Here is a 17071-nt window from a genome sequence, read left to right on the forward strand (position 1 = left end):
GTCACTCACGTGAGGCAGTCTTGTCCTTGTGCCAGCCGCTTCCGCGAACTCCAAGAGCGAACCCAGTCCCGTACCCGAACCGACCGGGAAGAGCCCGGCTCCCCGGTCCGGGCGCGACCGTCCCGGCCGTGCCGCGCCCCGCCTGACGGCGCAGGAGCGCAGAAACGCCGCCGAGCGCGCCGAGCGCCGGGCGGCGACGCTCAAGCGGCTGGAGAAGTCCTCGGGCAAGCTGGCCACCGCCGCGATCTCGCGGATGGACGACCAGCTCGGTTGGTACCGGCGGATGCCGCCGGAGCACCGGTCATGGATCGGCCTGGTCGCCCAGGCCGGTATCGCCGCCTTCACCGAGTGGTACCGCCATCCCGAGGCCGCGAAGGCGATCTCCACCGACGTCTTCGGCACCGCCCCGCGCGAGCTGACCAGGGCGATCACCCTGCGCCAGACCGTCGAGCTGATCCGCACCACGATCGAGGTGATGGAGGAGGCCATCGAGGAGGTGGCCGCCCCCGGCGACGAGGCGGACATGCGCGAGTCGGTGCTGGTCTACGCCCGGGAGATCGCCTTCGCGACCGCCCAGGTGTACGCCCAGGCGGCCGAGGCGCGCGGCGCCTGGGACGCCCGGCTGGAGGCGCTGGTGGTCAACTCCCTGATGTCCGGCGACGCCGACGAGGGCGTGCTCTCCCGCGCCGCCGCGCTCGGCTGGGGCCAGCCCAGCCAGATCCGGGTGGTGATGGGCAGCGCGCCGGACGGCGACAGCGAGCTGGTGGTGGAGGCGATCCGCCGGGCCGCCCGATACGCCAAGCTGCACGTGCTGACCGGGGTGCTGGGCAGGCGCCTGGTGGTGGTGGTCGGCGGAAACAAGGAGCCGGTGCAGGCGGCCAAGGCGCTGATCGGCCAGTTCGCGCCGGGCCCGGTGGTGGTCGGCCCGACCGTGCCGGACCTGCTGTCCGCGACCCGCTCGGCGCACGCCGCCGCGGCCGGGCTGCGCGCCTGCGCCGCCTGGCCGGACGCTCCCCGCCCGGTATTGGCGGACGACCTGCTGCCCGAGCGGGCGCTGGCCGGCGACCAGGCTGCGCGCCACCAGTTGGTGGAGGAGATCTACACACCCCTGGATGAGGCGGGCTCGGCACTGCTGGAGACGCTCAGTGTCTACCTGGAGCAGGCCTCCTCCCTGGAGGGCGCGGCCCGGATGCTCTTCGTCCACCCCAACACGGTGCGCTACCGGCTACGACGTGTGACCGACGTCACGGGGTACGCCCCCTCCGACGTACGTTCGGCGTTCACTCTGCGGATCGCACTGGCCCTCGGTCGGCTGACCGCCGTGGGCGAGCCCAGCTGAGCCGGAGTGTAGGGACCATACAATCCCGGATGGTTTTCTTCGTTACCGTCGCCTACCCGCCCCTGGGCGCCTGGCGAGAGAGGGTTGAACCGTGCTCGTAATCGTCGCCCCTGGACAGGGTGCCCAGTCCCCCGGTTTCCTCAGCCCCTGGCTGGAGCTGGACGGTGTCGCCGACCGCCTGCGCGGCTGGTCGGACGTCGCCGGGCTCGACCTGGTGCACGCCGGCACCGAGGCGTCCGCCGAGGAGATCAAGGACACCGCCGTCGCCCAGCCGCTGCTGGTCGCGGCCGGTCTGGTGACCGCCCGGGAGCTGTTCCCGGACGAGGACGCCGCCCGCAAGCTGGTCGGCGCCGTCGCCGGCCACAGCGTCGGCGAGATCACCGCCGCCGCCGGCGCCGGGGTGCTCAGCGCCCATGACGCACTGACATTTGTCCGCGAGCGCGGCCGGGCCATGGCCGCGGCCGCCGCCGTCACCGAGACCGGCATGACCGCCGTGCTCGGCGGCGACCCCGAGGTCGTCGCGGCGGCGCTGGACAAGCACGGCCTGACCGCGGCCAACAACAACGGCGGCGGCCAGATCGTCGCCGCCGGCACGCTGGCCCAGCTGGAGGCGCTGAAGGCGGACCCGCCGGCCGGCGCCAAGCTGATCGCCCTGAAGGTGGCCGGCGCGTTCCACACCGAGCACATGGCGCCCGGCGTCGAGCGGCTGGCCGAGCTGGCCCCGACCCTGACCGCGGCCGACCCGCAGGTCCGCTACGTCTCCAACCGGGACGGCGGGGTCGTGGACTCCGGCACCGAGGTGCTCGCGCGCCTGGTGTCGCAGGTCTCCAACCCGGTCCGCTGGGACCTGTGCATGGAGACCTTCGGGCAGCTGGGTGCGACGGCCGTGATCGAGCTGTCCCCCGCGGGCACCCTCACGGGGCTGCTCAAGCGCAACCTCAAGGGTGTGGCCACGCTCGCCCTCAAGACCCCCGCCGATCTGGACAAGGCCCGCGAGCTCATCGCGGAGCACGGCGGTCAGGAGCAGGAGACCACCGCATGACCAAGCCCCAGATCCGCCCCGCCGGTGGTGCGCAGTACTCGCGCATCCACGGCGTCGGCGGCTACCGCCCGGTCCGGGTGATTCCCAACGCCGAGGTCCTGGAGTGGATCGACTCCTCGGACGAGTGGATCCGCACCCGCAGCGGGATCACCGAGCGCCGCTGGGCGGGCCCGGAGGAGACCGTCTCCGAGATGTCGGTGCAGGCCGCCGGCAAGGCCATCGCCCAGGCCGGGATCTCCCCGGAGCAGATCGGCGGCGTGATCGTCGCGACCGTCTCGCACTTCAAGCAGACCCCGGCGATCGCCACCGAGATCGCCGAGCGGCTCGGCTGCGGCACCGCCCCGGCCTTCGACATCTCGGCCGCCTGCGCCGGCTTCGGCTACGGCCTGGGCCTGGCCGACGGCATGATCCGCGGCGGCAACGCCGAGTACGTGCTGGTGATCGGCGTCGAGCGGCTCAGTGACCTGACCGACAAGTCGGACCGCTCGACCGCCTTCATCTTCGGCGACGGCGCCGGCGCCGCGATCGTCGGCCCGTCCGACACTCCGGGCATCGGCAAGCTGATCTGGGGTTCGGACGGCTCGCAGGCCGACGTGATCACCCAGACCGAGGCCTGGGACACCGCCTTCGCCAAGCCCGACGCGATCAACGGGCCGGGCGAGGACACCAAGTGGCCGTTCCTGCGGATGGACGGCCAGCCGGTCTTCCGCTGGGCGGTCTGGGAGATGGCCAAGGTCGCCCAGCAGGCGCTGGACGCCGCCGGGGTGACCGCCGACCAGCTCGGCGCGTTCATCCCGCACCAGGCCAACATGCGGATCACCGACGCCATGATCAAGGCGCTCAAGCTGCCGGAGTCGGTGCCGGTTGCCCGTGACATCGCGGAGACCGGCAACACCTCCGCGGCCTCCATTCCGCTCGCGATGGAGCGCATGCTGGAGACCGGCGAGGCCCACAGCGGCGACCTGGCGCTGATCATCGGCTTCGGGGCGGGTCTCGTGTACGCCGCGGCAGTCGTTACGCTCCCCTAGGCGCGTTTCGCCCACTTATCCACAAGCCTGTGTCCGGCCGCCGGCCGGACACGTTCAACACCGTAGAGGAGCAGCCAGTATGGCTACCAAGGACGAGGTCCTGTCCGGTCTCGCCGACATCGTCAACGAGATCGCCGGCATCCCGGTCGAGGACGTTGAGGTCGACAAGTCGTTCACCGACGACCTGGACGTCGACTCGCTGTCCATGGTCGAGGTCGTCGTGGCCGCCGAGGAGCGCTTCGACGTCAAGATCCCGGACGACGAGGTCAAGAACCTGAAGACCGTCGGCGACGCCGTGGACTACATCCTGGCCAACGCCAGCGCCTGAGCGATCGACTCGTTCGCTTCGGCCAGCCCGTCCGAGGTGCCCTGAGCACCTCGGACAGCTGACCCGTCGGTCCGGCTCGCCGAGCCGGACCGACCCTCCGGCCGGGACGCCCCACCGGGGCGCCCGGCCGGGCCCGTCCTCGGCTCCCGCCGACCCCCCGCACACGTGAGAGAAGAAGAAACCAGTGACCGCTGAAAATCGCACCGTGGTCGTCACGGGTATCGGCGCCTTCACGCCGCTGGGCGCCGACGCCGCCGGCACCTGGGAGAGCCTGGTCGCCGGTAAGTCCGGTGTGGCGGCCCTGACCGAGGAGTGGGCCGAAGAACTGCCGGTTCGGATCGGCGCGCGCACCGCCGTCGAGCCGGGCGAGATCCTGCCCCGCCCGCTGGCCCGCAAGCTGGACCGCTCGGCCCAGTTCGCCGTGATCGCCGCCCGCGAGGCCTGGGCCGACGCCGGCTACGAGACCCCCGCCACCGACGAGTCCTCCAAGCTCGCCCCCGAGCGCCTGGGCACCGTCATCGCCTCCGGCATCGGCGGCGTGACCACCCTCCTCGACCAGTACGACGTGCTGCGGGAGAAGGGTGCCCGCAAGGTCTCCCCGCACACCGTCCCGATGCTGATGCCCAACTCCCCGGCGGCCAACGTCGGCCTGGAGGTCGGCGCCCGCGCGGGTGTGCACACCCCCGTCTCCGCCTGCGCCTCCGGCGCCGAGGCGATCGGCTACGCGATCGAGATGATCCGTACCGGCCGCGCCGACGTCGTGGTGGCCGGCGGTACCGAGGCGGCGATCCACCCGCTGCCGATCGCCGCGTTCGCCAGCATGATGGCGATGTCCAAGAACAACGACGACCCCCAGCACGCCTCCCGCCCGTACGACAAGGCCCGCGACGGCTTCGTGCTGGGCGAGGGCGCCGGCGTGGTCGTCCTGGAGTCGGTCGAGCACGCTGAGGCGCGCGGCGCCCGGATCTACTGCGAGGCCGTGGGCCAGGGCCTGTCCTCGGACGCCCACCACATCGCCCAGCCCGAGCCGACCGGCGCCGGCGTGGCCCGCGCGCTGGCCGACCTGTTCGAGCGCAACGAGCTGGACAAGGCCGAGATCGTGCACGTCAACGCGCACGCCACCTCGACCCCGCAGGGCGACACCGCCGAGCTGAAGGCGCTCCGCAAGGAGCTCGGCGACGACCTCGACCACATCGCCATCTCGGCCACCAAGTCGATGACCGGTCACCTGCTGGGCGGCGCCGGCGGCGTCGAGACCGTCGCCACCGTGCTGGCCCTGTACAACCGCCTCGCCCCGCCGACCATCAACGTCGACGACCTGGACGACGACGTGGACGCGGACATCGTGCGCGGCGAGGCCCGCAAGCTGCCCGAGGGCCGGATCGCGGCGCTGAACAACTCGTTCGGCTTCGGCGGCCACAACGTGGTGCTGGCATTCCGCACCCGCTGACACCCGCTGCCCCGAACAGCCCGTACGAAGGGGCCGGCGCTCTCCGCGAGCGCCGGCCCCTTCGTCGTACCCTCCGGTCTCAGACCACCTGGTGCAGCCAGCGCACCGGCGCGCCCTCGCCCGCGTAGCGGAACGGCTCCAGCTCGTCGTCCCAGGGCTTGCCGAGCAGCCGGGCGATCTCGGCCTCCAGGTCGGCCCCCTCGCTGCGGGCGCGCAACAGGACGGCGCGCAGCCGGTCCTCGGGGATGAGGATGTCGCCGTGGATGCCCGTGACGGCGTGGAAGATGCCGAGCGTAGGCGTGCTGCTGTACCGCTCCCCCTCCGCCGTGGCGCAGGGCTCGCTGGTCACCTCGTACCGCATCAGCTGCCAGCCGCGCAGCGCAGAGGCGATCTTCGAGGCCGTGCCGGGCTCCCCTTGCCAGGAGAGCTCGGCACGCCAATGCGCGGGTGCGGCCGGCTGGCGGATCCAGTCCAGGCTCACCCTCACACCGAGCACCCCCGCGACGGCCCACTCGACGTGCGGGCACAGCGCGCGGGGCGCGGAGTGGATGTACAGAACTCCACGTGTCGTCACCGGGACCTCCAGGCTGTGGACGAGGGTCGCCTTCCCCAGCTGCCTCGTGCCTGCAGTTGATCCACAGTTACCCATGTTAGCCGACATTAAGTCACTAAATTGAGCAAAACGGACAGGCTTTCGCTCAATGCTAGTCGAATCCTCAACGAGGTCTACCCCTCGGCCGGATCTCTCCCCCGAACGGCCCCATCGCCGGGCGGAACCACCGTACCGCGCCGCCCCGCAGGATGACTGACGCACTTTCGGATCCGGCCGGAATGCGGTAGTGCGACCGGATCCCCTGCGCCCGACTGCGAACCGTTGACGGCGAACCGCTGACGACGAGCCGTTGACGACAGACCGCCCCGCGTGCCCGGTCGGGGCGGCGGGGCGGTCGGTGTCCTGACGCGGCGTCAGCCGTCCAGGCGGACGATCATCTTGCCGGTGTTGCCGCCGCGCAGCAGGTCGAGGAAGGCGTCCGCGGTGCTGTCGATGCCCTGGGTCACCGTCTCGCGGTACTCCAGCTCACCCGAGCGCACCCACGCCGAGACCTCCTCGACGAACTTCGGCTGGAGGTCGTAGTGGTCGCCGACGAGCAGTCCCTCCATGCGGAAGCGCTTGGCGATGATCTGCGCCAGGTTGCGCGGGGCCGGAGTGGGCTCGGTGGCGTTGTACTGCGAGATCATGCCGCACACCACGATGCGTCCGTGCAGGTTCATCACCTCGATCGCCGCTTCCAGGTGCTCGCCGCCCACGTTGTCGAAGTAAACGTCGATGCCGTCGGGGGCCGCCGCCTGGAGCTGCTCGACCACCGGACCGTTCTTGTAGTTGAACGCGGCGTCGAATCCGTACTCCTCCACGAGGAGCTTGACCTTCTCGTCCGAGCCGGCGGAGCCGATCACTCGCGCCGCGCCCTTCAGCTTGGCGATCTGGCCCACGATGCCGCCCACCGCGCCGGCCGCGCCGGACACGAACACCACGTCGCCGGCCTTGATCTCCGCGATCCGCGTCAGCCCCGCGTACGCGGTCAGACCCGGCATGCCGAGCACGCCGAGGTAGGTGGAGAGCGGCGCGGCGTTCGGGTCCACCTTGACTGCCGTCCTGGCGTCGAACGTCGCGTACTCGCGCCAGCCGAAGAAGTGCAGCACGTAGTCGCCCTCGGCGAAGCCCTCCGCCTGCGAAGCGACGACCTGGCCGACCGCCCCGCCCTGCATCGGCTTGTCGAGCTCGTACGGCTCCGCGTAGGACTTGCGGGCCGACATCCGGCCGCGCATGTACGGGTCCACCGAGAGGTAGACGTTGCGGACCAGGATCTCGCCCGGACCAGGGGTCCGGACCGGGGCCTCGACCAGGGCGAAGTCGGTCGGCACCGGCCAGCCCTCCGGGCGGGCGGCGAGGTGCCATTCACGGGCGGTGGCGGGGGCGGCCTGCTCTGCCATGGGACGTGCTCCTTACGGTCCAGGTGCATGAAAGGTTGAGAAACTTAAGTAACGATGGGCATGAAAGGTTCATCTTGTCAACTTTTCAGGTAGACTCTGCAGCATGGACACTCAGCCGGCCCAGGACGCCACGCCGCAGCCCGACGAGATCACCCGCGACGTCGTCGACCTGATGGCCAACCTGGTCGCGCTCTTCCACCGCGAGTACGAGGACGCCGCCGCCGCCCGCTCGCTCACCGGCGCCCAGGCCAAGGTGCTCGCACTGCTGCGGCGCGGGCCGATGCCGATGCGCCAGATCGCCCAGACGCTCAGCTGCGAGCCGTCCAACATCACCGGCATCGTCGACCGGCTGGAGTCCCGCGGCTTCGTCACCCGCGAGGCCGACCGGCAGGACCGCCGGGTCAAGCTGGTCGCCGCCACCGACACCGGGTCGGCGGCCTCCGCCGAGCTGCGCGAATCGCTGAACTTCGCCCGCGAGCCGCTGGCCGCGCTCGGCCCGGACGAGCGGACGGTCCTGCGCGACCTGCTCCGGCGGATGCTCGCGGGCGCCGCCGGCCCCGGGGCGTGACCAGCATCACAGGCCCGACGGGCGATCCGTTCGCCCATCGGGGGTAACCGAACCGCCCCCCGGAACGTCTAACGTTCGAATCGTCGAACGCGAGAAACCTGAAGACGGGGGGCACAGAGGATGAGCAGCAGCACGCGCCGACGCCGCTACCTGCGGACCGCCATCGGCCTGGCCGCCGTTCTGGTGCTGTCGGTCGTGGGTGCCGGGGCCTGGTTCTACCACCGGCTGGACAGCAACATCACCACCTTCGACGCGGGCGGCGTCGCCACCGAGCGCCCGCCGTCCCCCGTTCCGGCCACCCCGGGCGCCTCCGTGCCGGTCAACGTGCTGCTGCTCGGCTCGGACACCCGCGGCGACGGCAACAACGCGCTGGGCGGCGGCGACGAGGGCGTCGGCCACTCGGACACCGCGATCGTGCTGCACATCTACGCCGACCACAAGCACGCCGTCGGCGTCTCCATCCCCCGCGACACCCTGGTCACCGTCCCGTCCTGCCGGCTGCCGAGCGGCGCCTGGACGACGCCCAAGAACGACCAGATGTTCAACTCCGCCTTCACCGTCGGCGAGGACGCCAAGGGCAACCCGGCCTGCACGCAGAACACCGTGGAGAAGCTCACCGGACTGCGGATCGACCACACCGTCGTGGTCGACTTCAAGGGCGCGGCCGCGATGGCCGACGCCGTCGACGGCGTCGAGGCCTGCGTGCCCAACGACGTCAACGAGTTCGGCATCCACCTGAAGAAGGGGCTGCAGAAGCTCTCCGGGCAGTCCGCGGTGGACTACCTGCGAGCGCGCCACGGCATCGGCGACAACTCCGACATAGGCCGGATGAAGCGCCAGCAGGCCTTCCTCTCCTCGATGATCAAGAAGGTCCAGAGCCAGGGCTTCTCGCTGCCCACCCTGCTGCCGCTGGCGGACGCGGCCACCAAGTCGCTCACCGTGGACGAGGGGCTGGGCACCGCGATGAAGCTGGTGGACTTCGCCCGCTCGGTGCAGGACATCAAGCTCTCCGACGTCACCTTCGTCACCGCGCCCTGGCGCTTCGCCGGCGAGCGGATCCGGCTGGTCCAGCCGGACGCCGACACCCTCTGGAAGCTGCTGCGCGAGGACCGCACCCTGGACGGGCAGAGCACCGCCGGGACGGGCCAGGTGACCTCCTCCCCCACCGCCGGCCCGGGCGCGACGGCCGGCACCGACACGCCGCTGACCCCCGAGCAGGCCGCGGCGCCGATCACCGTGGTCAACGGCGTCGGCACCCCCGGTCTGGCGGGCTCCGGCGGCGAGACCCTCAAGGGGCGGGGCTTCCGGAACGTCACGCTCGGCTCCAACTCCCCGGGGCACCAGGTCACCCGGATCGCGTACGACCCCGCGCTGAAGGCCACCGCCGACCAGGTGGTGGCGCTCTTCCCCGGCGCCCAGGCGGTCGAGGAGCCCGGCTCGGAGTCGATCACCGTCACGCTCGGCGCCGACTACCGGCCGGCGGGCACTCGGATCGACTCGGCGTCCTCCCCGATCCCGACCCCCGGCGCCGCGCCGACCGGCGGCGTCCCCACCGGGGGCGTCCCGACCGGCATAGCGGAGAACACCCGCAACGCCGACACCGACCCGTGCGCCAACCTGTCCTTCGGCTGACCGGCCACCGGACCCGGGGTCCCGGCTACTCGGGGTCCGGCAGCCCGGTGACCACGGCGGTGAGACGGGTGCCGCGCGGGAAGGCGCCCGCCCCGGCCAGGTCGGCCAGCCCGGCGAGCAGCTTGGCGACGTAGCGCCGCTCCACCGGGACGCCGTGGCGGCGCTCGAACCGCTCGGCGAAGGCCGCCAGGTCCGCCGGGACCCGGCCGTAGCCGCCGCCGTGGTGCGCGTGGTCGATCCGCCAGTTGTCGAACTCGCGTCCGTACGCGGCCAGATGGAGCCGGGCGACCTCCGCCTCCAGGTACCCCTCGCCGCCGCGCAACACGGCCACGCCGAGCGCCCGAGCGCCCGGCGGCAGGCCCGCCGCGATGCCGGCCAGCGTGCCGCCGGTGCCGACCGGGCAGCAGACCACGTCGCGTGCGCCCAGATCGGGCAGTTCGGCCGGGATCGCGGCCGCGCCGACGGTGGCCAGGGCGTTGGAGCCGCCCTCCGGGAGCACCAGGCAGGGGCCCCAGCGGCGCTGCAGGCCGTCGTCCGCGGCGCCGTCGTCCGTGGCGCCGTCGTCCGTCGGGTCCGCGCTGCCGGCTCGGCCGGTGGCCTCCCGGTACGCGGCCCGGGTCAGGAACTCCAGCCGCATCCCCGCCGCCTCGGCGGCCCGCAGCGACCAGTTGCGCGGCCGGTCCGCCAGCTCCTCGCCGCGAACCAGTCCGACGCTCTCCAGCCCGAGCGCCCCGGCGGCGGCCGCGACGGCCCGCAGGTGGGTCGAGTACGCGCCGCCGAAGGTCAGCAGCCGGGTGTGGCCCCGCTCGACGGCGGCGGCCAGGTTGGGCGCGAGCTTGCGCCACTTGTTGCCGGGAACGGTCGGGTGCAGCAGGTCGTCCCGCTTGAGCCGCAGCTCCACCCCGGCCCGGGCGAACGCCTCGTCGGTGCAGTCCACCAGCGGGGTCGGCAGCAGGGCGGGTTCGAGCACCCGGCCAGCTTACGGGCCGGCCCGAACGAGCCAGGCGTACGGGCCGGGCGTACGGGCCGGGCGTACGGGCAGCGGCTTCGCCCCCGGGCAGCGTGGAGCCCGACCGCCGGATCGGCGGCCGGGCTCACGACGCAGGGGTGGGTCAGCCCCCCGTCGAACCGTCGGCACGGCTGGCGTTGACGGCCCGGCGCAGGGCGCGCGGGACGGGGCCCGCCGCGGGGGCGAGCTTGTCGATCCGGGCCCGGAACTCGCGGCGCCCGCGCCAGGACAGGGCCGAGCCCAGCCGGGCGGCGTCGACCAGCGCGACCAGTGCGGCGTCCGCCGGTTCGACCCGGCTGAGCGGGCCCTTCAGCGCCGAACCGACCAACGCCATCACCGACTTGCGCAGCCGGGGCTCCGGCAGGGTCACCCGGGAGAACCGGAACAGCCCGAGCACCCGGCGCTCCTCTATCCGGATCCGGCCGGCCGCCGCCAGGCCGTTCCGGACGACCCGTGCGGCGCGGGCCGTCGACCCCTGGTTGCGGCCGACCCAGCTTCGCCAGCTGCGTCGGCGCCCCTGCCGGATCTGCTCCAGCAGGGCGGCGGAGAGCGGGTCGAGGCCTTCGGCCTGCACGCCCTCGACGGCGGCCGGGTGCCGGCCGTCGTCCCGGATCACTCCGCGCCGCAGGAGTTCGACCAGCGCCGACGCCCGCAGCACCAGGTCGAGCCGGTCGGTGGCGGTGAGCCGCTCACGCTCGGGGTCGTAGGCGAGCAGGTACAGCTTCTCCGGCAGATTGGCGGGCACGTCCATGGTGGACTCCAAAGCTGTGGACAGTGGGGTGGAACCGTCCGATCATTCGGCGTCGGATTCGCCGTCCTCCGGGCTCTCCCTGGGCGGGCGTCCGCGCCGGGGAATCCGGTTCGCACCGCCGGGCATCCGGCCCGCGTCCGTGAGGGCGCGGCGGAGCAGGAACTCGATCTGCGCGTTGGTGCTGCGCAGGTCGTCCGAGGCCCAGCGGGCGAGTGCGTCGTGAACTGAAGGGTCCAGTCGCAACAGGATCTTCTTCCGTTCCGTCGCCAATGCCGCGCCTTACTGGTAGAGGGAGCCCGTGTTCACGACAGGCTGGGTGCCGCGGTCGCCGCAGAGCACCACCAGGAGGTTGCTCACCATGGCGGCCTTGCGCTCCTCGTCCAACTCCACCACGTCACGCTCGGCGAGCCGGTCCAGCGCCTCCTCGACCATACCGACGGCGCCCTCGACGATCAGCCTGCGCGCGGCCACCACGGCCCCGGCCTGCTGACGCTGCAGCATCACCTGGGCGACCTCCGGCGCGTAGGCGAGCCGGGAGATCCGGGACTCGACGACCCGAACCCCGGCCGAGGCGACCCGGGCGGCGATCTCCGCGGAGAGCTTGCGGGCGATCTCGTCCGCCCCGTCGCGCAGCGACAACTGCCCTTCCTGGTGGGCGTCGTACGGGTAGCTGCTGGCGATGTGCCGCACGGCCGTCTCGGTCTGGATGGCGACGAAGTCGGTGTAGTCGTCCACCTCGAACATGGCCATCGCGGTGTCCTCGACCTGCCAGACCACCACGGCGGCGATCTCGATCGGGTTGCCGTCCGCGTCGTTGACCTTGGTGGTCTCGGTCTCGTGGTTGCGGATCCGCAGGGAGATGTGCCGACGGCTGGTGAACGGGTTCATCCAGGTCAGGCCCTCGGCACGGACCGTGCCGCGGTAGCGCCCGAGCAGCTGCACCACCCGGGCCTGACCGGGCGAGACCACCGTCAGCCCGCACAGCGTCAGCAGCGAGCCCAGCAGCAGCAGCGGCCCGACGACGATCAGTCCGGCACCCGACCCCTGCTGCCCGTCCGCCAGTTGGACCCCTCCACCGATGATCGACCCGGCCCCCGCGACCAGGCCGAGCAGCGCACCGAAGAGCACCGGCAGCCCGGCGGCCCCGGTGATGAGCCGCTCGGTGATCTTGGGGACCGGAAGGTCCAGGGCAGGTCCGTCTTCGACGGTGAAACGCGGTGTGGCCATGAGACCGACTCCTCCAACGAGTGTCCGCATCCGATGGCAAAGTGATATCACTTTTTCCGCGCACCGCACCAGGGGGCCGACACCGGGAACACCGACGCGCCGCCGACAGGACGCCGACGGGGCACAGGGCTGGGGAGCCACCAGGGGACGCCGGGGCCGATGCCCACAGGCGGGTGAATTCCGGCGCGCCACCCGGGGAAGAGGAGTGGCCGCGTCCTAGACTCGCGTCGTCGCAGGCGGCGGAGCTCCGGCTCAGGGCCTGCCCGCGGACGGTCATACGCGCTCGTACGACACTCGTCGCGCATCGAGAAGGTGGGGCGGGTGGGACTCGAACCCACGACCAAGGGATTATGAGTCCCCTGCTCTAACCGGCTGAGCTACCGCCCCGGTTCGCCGCGCGCCGGTCGATCGGCCACGGCAGCAGCAGACGGCCCCAGCGAGGCCGTCCCGGGCAGCATAGCCGGTCGATCACCCGTGGTGCGCGCCGGGGGCGCACCTGGGTGCGGGACGGCGCGCGCCTCTCCGGGCGGCGCAGCCCGGGTGGCGGCGCGACGCCCGTCCAGGGCAGCCTGGGCGGATGACGATACGTAGGGCGGGGGTGGTGGCCGGGCTGTTCGCAACGGTGCTGGCCGCGGCGGGCTGCACGACCTCGGCGGGGCCCGGCGGGGGCGTCCCCACGGTCACCTCGGCACCGGCCACGGCCGCCTCGGGGAGCAGCCACGGCTGGAGCAGGCAGCGGTTCAAGGGGGCGGTCGACCGGCGCACCGGAGTCACCCGCACCGCCAAGCCCAGCGTCCTCAACGGCCTGGTCGGCGCGGTGTTCACCCGCAACGCCGACGGCGACCACTTCTGCACGGCCAGCGTGGTCGACAGCGCCGGGCTCAACCTCATCGTCACCGCCGCCCACTGCGTCTGGGACCCGAAGCTCGGTCAGCGCGCCGACCTGGTCTTCGTCCCCGGCTACCGGGACGGGGACACCCCCAGCGGCGTCTGGCCGCTGCTGGCGGTCACCGTCGACGACGGCTGGAAGGACCACGCCGACCCGGACATGGACGTCGCCTTCGCGGTCGTCCAGGCCCAGAACGGGCAGCAGGTCCAGCAGGTGCTCGGCGCCAACCGACTGGGCGTCAACCGCGGCTACCGGGTCCCGGTGAAAGTCACCGGCTACCCGGGCAGCAGCGACGTCCCGATCACCTGCTCCAACACCACCTCCGAACAGAGCCCCACCCAGCTGCGGATCGACTGCCCCGACTACACCGGCGGCACCAGCGGCAGCCCCTGGGTCACCGACTTCGACCCCACCACCAGGACCGGCACCGTGGTCGGCGTGATCGGCGGCTACCAGGAGGGCGGCGACAGCCCGGACACCTCGTACAGCAGCTACTTCGGCGACCGCGTCCAGGCGCTGTACGACCGCGCCACCGGCTGACCGGCGCCGCACCGGGAACCCGACGGTGGCGCCGCCCGTCACGGCCTGGTAGATCTTCCTCACGAACGGCGGAACGCACGGCCCGGTGCCCGCCCCGAGGAACGAGACGGAGCCCCGATGGCCCCCCGCCCGGTACGGCCCGCGCGCCCGGTTCGTACGGCCGCGCTGGCCGCCCTGCTGCTCGCCGCCGGCACTGCGTGCGGCGGGCAGGACGGGGCGCCGACCGCCGAGGTCGCGCAGCAGAGCCCCGCGCGGGACCGGATCGGCACGCTCTCTATCCACACCCCGCAGGGCCCTCGGGCGTGCACCGCGAGTGTCGTGCAGAGCCCCCGGCACAACCTGCTCGTGACGGCGGCGCACTGTGTGCAGAGCCGCCGGATCGGCCTGCTGGACGGCCTGGTATTCACCCCGGGCTACCGCAACGGGTCCACCCCGTACGGGACTTGGCCGGTGCGGTCGGTCACCGTCGACCCGCGCTGGGCGTCCGACGACGACCCGGAGTACGACGTGGCGTTCGTCACGGTGGGCACGGTGGACGGCCGGCAGGTCGAGGACGCGGTCGGCGGAAATCCGATCGGCACCGGGCAGGGCTTCGGGCTGTCCGTCTCGGTGACCGGCTACCCGAACCAGAGCGACGAGCCGATCACCTGCTCGGTCCGGACCCGCTCGCAGAGCGCCACCCAGGAACGCTTCGACTGCGGCGGCTACACCGACGGCACCAGCGGCAGCCCGTGGGTGACCGAGAAGGGCACGGTGGTCGGCGTGATCGGCGGCTACCAGGAGGGCGGGGACACCCCGGGCACCTCGTACAGCGTCGCCTTCGACCAGCGGGTGACCGACCTCTACCGGAAGGCGACCACCTGATTCCGGGGCCCGCCGGGGCGGCGTCACGGTGTGACGTACGCGACACCGGGTGGCGGCAACACGAAGGCCCCCCGGTCGACCGAGGGGCCTTCGCTCTGAGCAGTCACCGGGCGCACCCGGTGCAGCTCCCGCAATTGGACTCGAACCAATAACCTGCCGATTAACAGTCGGCTGCTCTGCCAATTGAGCTATGCGGGATCGCGGCACTCGACTTCCGTACCACGGGCGGGCAGAGGACCCAGAAGGCCTCGTCCCGAGCTCCCCCAATTGGACTCGAACCAATAACCTGCCGATTAACAGTCGGCTGCTCTGCCAATTGAGCTATGGGGGATCGGCTTCCGCCCCGGCCCCCGGTTTCCCGGACTCCGTGGCGCTCGCTGCGGGACATACATTAGCGCACTCGGGGGGGTGGTCCGCCAATCGCTTTCGCCGGTTGCCCCGGGGTTGCCGCCCGGCGTGCCCCGCGCGCGCCCGCAGCCGCTCCCGGGGATGCTGGGGACGCGGACGACGGTTCGCCGTCCCGACGGACGGGTAGGGCAATGCGGCAGAAGGCCGCCAGGAGAGGGTGGATCCGACCATGTGGAAGCTGTCGTTGGCCGCGGGGTTCGCGGCCGGCTACGTACTCGGCTCGCGGGCCGGGCGTCAGCGCTACGAGCAGATCGCCAAGGTCACCCGGCAGATCGCCGAGAACCCCACGGTGCAGGGCGCCGCCGACCGGGCGAAGCACCAGGCCGGCGCGGTGGCCGGGAAGGCCGCGGGCGCGGTCGCCGACCGGGTCGGCGACCGGCTGCCGTCGGCCGTCACCGACCGGGTGCCGTACTTCAACCGGGCCCGGACGGAGGACGACGGCTGGGGTACCTTCCGCCCGTGACGGGGCGGTGATGCCACGGCAAAGCGCGCCCCAACGCGGGGTCGCGAAGCGGCAACGGCTCACCCGGCCCGGACGCGTCCCGGGCCGGGCTGAGGCATGATCTCGACATGGCCATCGTCGCGGGGATAGACAGCTCGACCAGCCGTACCCGGATCGTCGCGTGCGACACGGAAACCGGCGCCGTCCTGCGCTCCGGCAAGGCGCCGCACCCCGTCCCCGAGGACCAGGACCTGCGCCCCGGCGAGGCCGACCCGCAGGTCTGGCTGCACTCGCTCGGCGACGCCGCGGCCGGCGGCCTGCTGGAGGGCGTCCGGGCGATCGGCGTCAGCGCGCAGCAGCACGGCATGATCGGCCTGGACGCGGGCGGGGTACAGGTCCGGCCCGCGATCCTGTGGAACGACCCGCGCTCCAGCGGCGCCGCCGCCAAGCTGCTGGACGCCCTCGGCGGCCCAGCCGGCTGGACCGCCGCGATCGGCGCCGTGCCCGCCCCGACGTACACCATCGCCAAGCTGCGCTGGCTGGCCGAGTTCGAGCCGGCCAACGCCCGCCGGGTCGCCGAGGTGCTGCTGCCGCACGACTGGCTGGTCTGGCAGCTGCTCGGCCACCCCAAGCGCCGCACCACCGACCGCGGCGACGCCTCCGGCACCGGCTACTGGTCGCCGATCACCGGCGAGTACCGCCAGGACCTGGTCGAACTGGCCCTCGGCCACGAACTCAAGCTGCCCGACGTCCTCGGCCCCGCCGAGCCCGCCGGGCACACTCCCGAGGGCCTGCTGATCTCGGCCGGCACCGGCGACAACATGGCCGCCGCCCTGGGCCTGGGCCTGCGCCCGGGCGACGCGGTGGTCTCGCTCGGCAGCGCCGGGACGATCTTCGCGGTGCACGAGGAGGCCGTGGTGGACGCCTCCGGCCTGGTCTCCTCCTTCGCCGACGCCAGCGGCCGCCACCTGCCGATGGTCGCCACCCTCAACGCGGCCCAGGTGCTGCGCTCCACCGCCGCGATGCTCGGCCTGGAACTGGAGGGCCTGAGCGACCTCGCCCTGCACTCCTCCCCCGGCGCGTACGGGCTGGTGCTGCTGCCGTACCTGGACGGCGAGCGCACCCCCGCGCTGCCGCACGCGGCCGGCACCCTGACCGGCCTGCGCGCCGACGCGATGACTCCTCAGCACTTGGCCCGGGCCGCCGTCGAGGGCATGCTGTGCAACATCGCGGACGCGCTGGACGTGCTGCGCGCCCAGGGCGTCGGGATCAACCGGGTGTTCCTGCTCGGCACGGCCGGGCGGCTGCCCGCCGTCCGGCACATCGCCCCGATGCTGTTCGGCGTCCCGGTCGTGGTGCCGCCGCCGGGCGCGCACGCCGCCCGCGGGGCCGCCCGGCAGGCCGCCTGGGCGCTGGCGGGCACCCCGGAGCCGCCGGAGTGGGAGCTGCCGGACGCCGAGACCGTCGAGCCCGACGGGGAGCAGGACCTGGCGATCGGTTCGGCGGTGCGCCGGCAGTACCGGGCCGCCCGCGGCCAGATCCACCCGGAGACGGCGGCCTGA

Annotated in this window: 17 protein-coding genes and 3 tRNA genes; 11 read left to right on the top strand and 9 right to left on the bottom strand. The window is 72.8% G+C overall.

Annotation, left to right across the window (positions count from 1 at the left end; genetic code table 11):
* Window positions 1-142: 142 nt before the first annotated feature.
* The 5 genes from ACIBEC_RS08665 (at window position 143) to fabF (ending at window position 5187) form a co-directional block, all read left to right on the top strand.
* Window positions 143-1339 carry a helix-turn-helix domain-containing protein gene (locus ACIBEC_RS08665; protein WP_360493031.1) on the top strand — a complete coding sequence of 399 codons (1197 nt, stop codon included), beginning with the start codon at window positions 143-145 and terminating at the stop codon, window positions 1337-1339.
* Window positions 1340-1430: 91 nt separating this feature from the next.
* Window positions 1431-2381: an ACP S-malonyltransferase gene (locus tag ACIBEC_RS08670; RefSeq protein ID WP_360493001.1), complete on the top strand. Its 951-nt coding sequence runs from the start codon at window positions 1431-1433 to the stop codon at window positions 2379-2381.
* Window positions 2378-3409, top strand: coding sequence for a beta-ketoacyl-ACP synthase III (locus tag ACIBEC_RS08675; RefSeq protein ID WP_360493003.1), 1032 nt, complete (start codon window positions 2378-2380; stop codon window positions 3407-3409). The genes ACIBEC_RS08670 and ACIBEC_RS08675 overlap by 4 nt, the downstream gene beginning before the upstream one ends.
* Window positions 3410-3488: 79 nt before the next feature.
* Window positions 3489-3737, top strand: a complete 249-nt coding sequence (locus ACIBEC_RS08680; protein ID WP_360493006.1) for an acyl carrier protein — start codon at window positions 3489-3491, stop codon at window positions 3735-3737.
* A gap of 184 nt (window positions 3738-3921) precedes the next feature.
* Entirely contained in the window at window positions 3922-5187 is a 1266-nt protein-coding gene (fabF, locus tag ACIBEC_RS08685; protein WP_360504180.1) for a beta-ketoacyl-ACP synthase II, read from the top strand.
* 79 nt (window positions 5188-5266) lie between these two features.
* Here the strand turns inward: fabF and ACIBEC_RS08690 are convergent, their stop codons facing one another.
* Together ACIBEC_RS08690 and ACIBEC_RS08695 are read right to left on the bottom strand one after the other, a co-directional pair.
* The gene (locus tag ACIBEC_RS08690) at window positions 5267-5761 is read right to left on the bottom strand and encodes a DUF3145 domain-containing protein (protein WP_360504182.1); all 495 of its coding nucleotides are present in this window, start codon (window positions 5759-5761) and stop codon (window positions 5267-5269) included.
* A 392-nt stretch (window positions 5762-6153) separates the two neighbouring features.
* Window positions 6154-7179: an NADP-dependent oxidoreductase gene (locus ACIBEC_RS08695; RefSeq protein WP_360504184.1), complete on the bottom strand. Its 1026-nt coding sequence runs from the start codon at window positions 7177-7179 to the stop codon at window positions 6154-6156.
* 103 nt (window positions 7180-7282) lie between these two features.
* Between ACIBEC_RS08695 and ACIBEC_RS08700 the strand changes: the two genes are divergently transcribed.
* Both ACIBEC_RS08700 and ACIBEC_RS08705 read left to right on the top strand, forming a co-directional pair.
* Window positions 7283-7747 (top strand): MarR family transcriptional regulator, encoded by a 465-nt coding sequence (locus tag ACIBEC_RS08700; RefSeq protein ID WP_360504186.1) that lies wholly within the window; start codon window positions 7283-7285, stop codon window positions 7745-7747.
* 120 nt (window positions 7748-7867) lie between these two features.
* The gene (locus ACIBEC_RS08705; RefSeq protein WP_360504188.1) at window positions 7868-9379 is read left to right on the top strand and encodes an LCP family protein; all 1512 of its coding nucleotides are present in this window, start codon (window positions 7868-7870) and stop codon (window positions 9377-9379) included.
* Window positions 9380-9404: 25 nt separating this feature from the next.
* Here the strand turns inward: ACIBEC_RS08705 and ACIBEC_RS08710 are convergent, their stop codons facing one another.
* From ACIBEC_RS08710 to ACIBEC_RS08730, 5 genes are all read right to left on the bottom strand, one after another.
* A complete protein-coding gene (locus ACIBEC_RS08710) occupies window positions 9405-10349 on the bottom strand; it encodes a pyridoxal-phosphate dependent enzyme (protein ID WP_360504190.1) in 945 nt (314 codons plus the stop codon).
* Window positions 10350-10491: 142 nt separating this feature from the next.
* The gene (locus ACIBEC_RS08715; protein WP_360504192.1) at window positions 10492-11139 is read right to left on the bottom strand and encodes a GPP34 family phosphoprotein; all 648 of its coding nucleotides are present in this window, start codon (window positions 11137-11139) and stop codon (window positions 10492-10494) included.
* 42 nt (window positions 11140-11181) lie between these two features.
* Window positions 11182-11409, bottom strand: a complete 228-nt coding sequence (locus tag ACIBEC_RS08720; protein ID WP_360504194.1) for a hypothetical protein — start codon at window positions 11407-11409, stop codon at window positions 11182-11184.
* A 9-nt stretch (window positions 11410-11418) separates the two neighbouring features.
* On the bottom strand, window positions 11419-12366 hold the full coding sequence (locus ACIBEC_RS08725) for an SPFH domain-containing protein (RefSeq protein ID WP_360504196.1): 948 nt from the start codon (window positions 12364-12366) through the stop codon (window positions 11419-11421).
* 313 nt (window positions 12367-12679) lie between these two features.
* Window positions 12680-12753, bottom strand: a tRNA-Ile gene (locus ACIBEC_RS08730).
* Between the two features lie 190 nt (window positions 12754-12943).
* Here ACIBEC_RS08730 and ACIBEC_RS08735 point away from each other — a divergent pair.
* On the top strand, window positions 12944-13795 hold the full coding sequence (locus ACIBEC_RS08735; RefSeq protein WP_360504198.1) for a hypothetical protein: 852 nt from the start codon (window positions 12944-12946) through the stop codon (window positions 13793-13795).
* A 117-nt stretch (window positions 13796-13912) separates the two neighbouring features.
* Complete coding sequence (locus ACIBEC_RS08740) at window positions 13913-14659, top strand: trypsin-like peptidase domain-containing protein (RefSeq protein ID WP_360504200.1); 747 nt, start codon at window positions 13913-13915, stop codon at window positions 14657-14659.
* A 125-nt stretch (window positions 14660-14784) separates the two neighbouring features.
* Here the strand turns inward: ACIBEC_RS08740 and ACIBEC_RS08745 are convergent.
* Both ACIBEC_RS08745 and ACIBEC_RS08750 read right to left on the bottom strand, forming a co-directional pair.
* A tRNA-Asn gene (locus tag ACIBEC_RS08745) sits at window positions 14785-14857 on the bottom strand.
* A gap of 60 nt (window positions 14858-14917) precedes the next feature.
* Window positions 14918-14990: transfer RNA gene (locus ACIBEC_RS08750), tRNA-Asn, on the bottom strand.
* A 234-nt stretch (window positions 14991-15224) separates the two neighbouring features.
* Here ACIBEC_RS08750 and ACIBEC_RS08755 point away from each other — a divergent pair.
* Both ACIBEC_RS08755 and ACIBEC_RS08760 read left to right on the top strand, forming a co-directional pair.
* Complete coding sequence (locus ACIBEC_RS08755; protein WP_396287800.1) at window positions 15225-15530, top strand: hypothetical protein; 306 nt, start codon at window positions 15225-15227, stop codon at window positions 15528-15530.
* Between the two features lie 107 nt (window positions 15531-15637).
* Window positions 15638-17071, top strand: coding sequence for an FGGY family carbohydrate kinase (locus ACIBEC_RS08760; protein ID WP_360504204.1), 1434 nt, complete (start codon window positions 15638-15640; stop codon window positions 17069-17071).

Source organism: Kitasatospora sp. NPDC051164 (assembly GCF_044455625.1).
Classification (GTDB): domain Bacteria; phylum Actinomycetota; class Actinomycetes; order Streptomycetales; family Streptomycetaceae; genus Kitasatospora.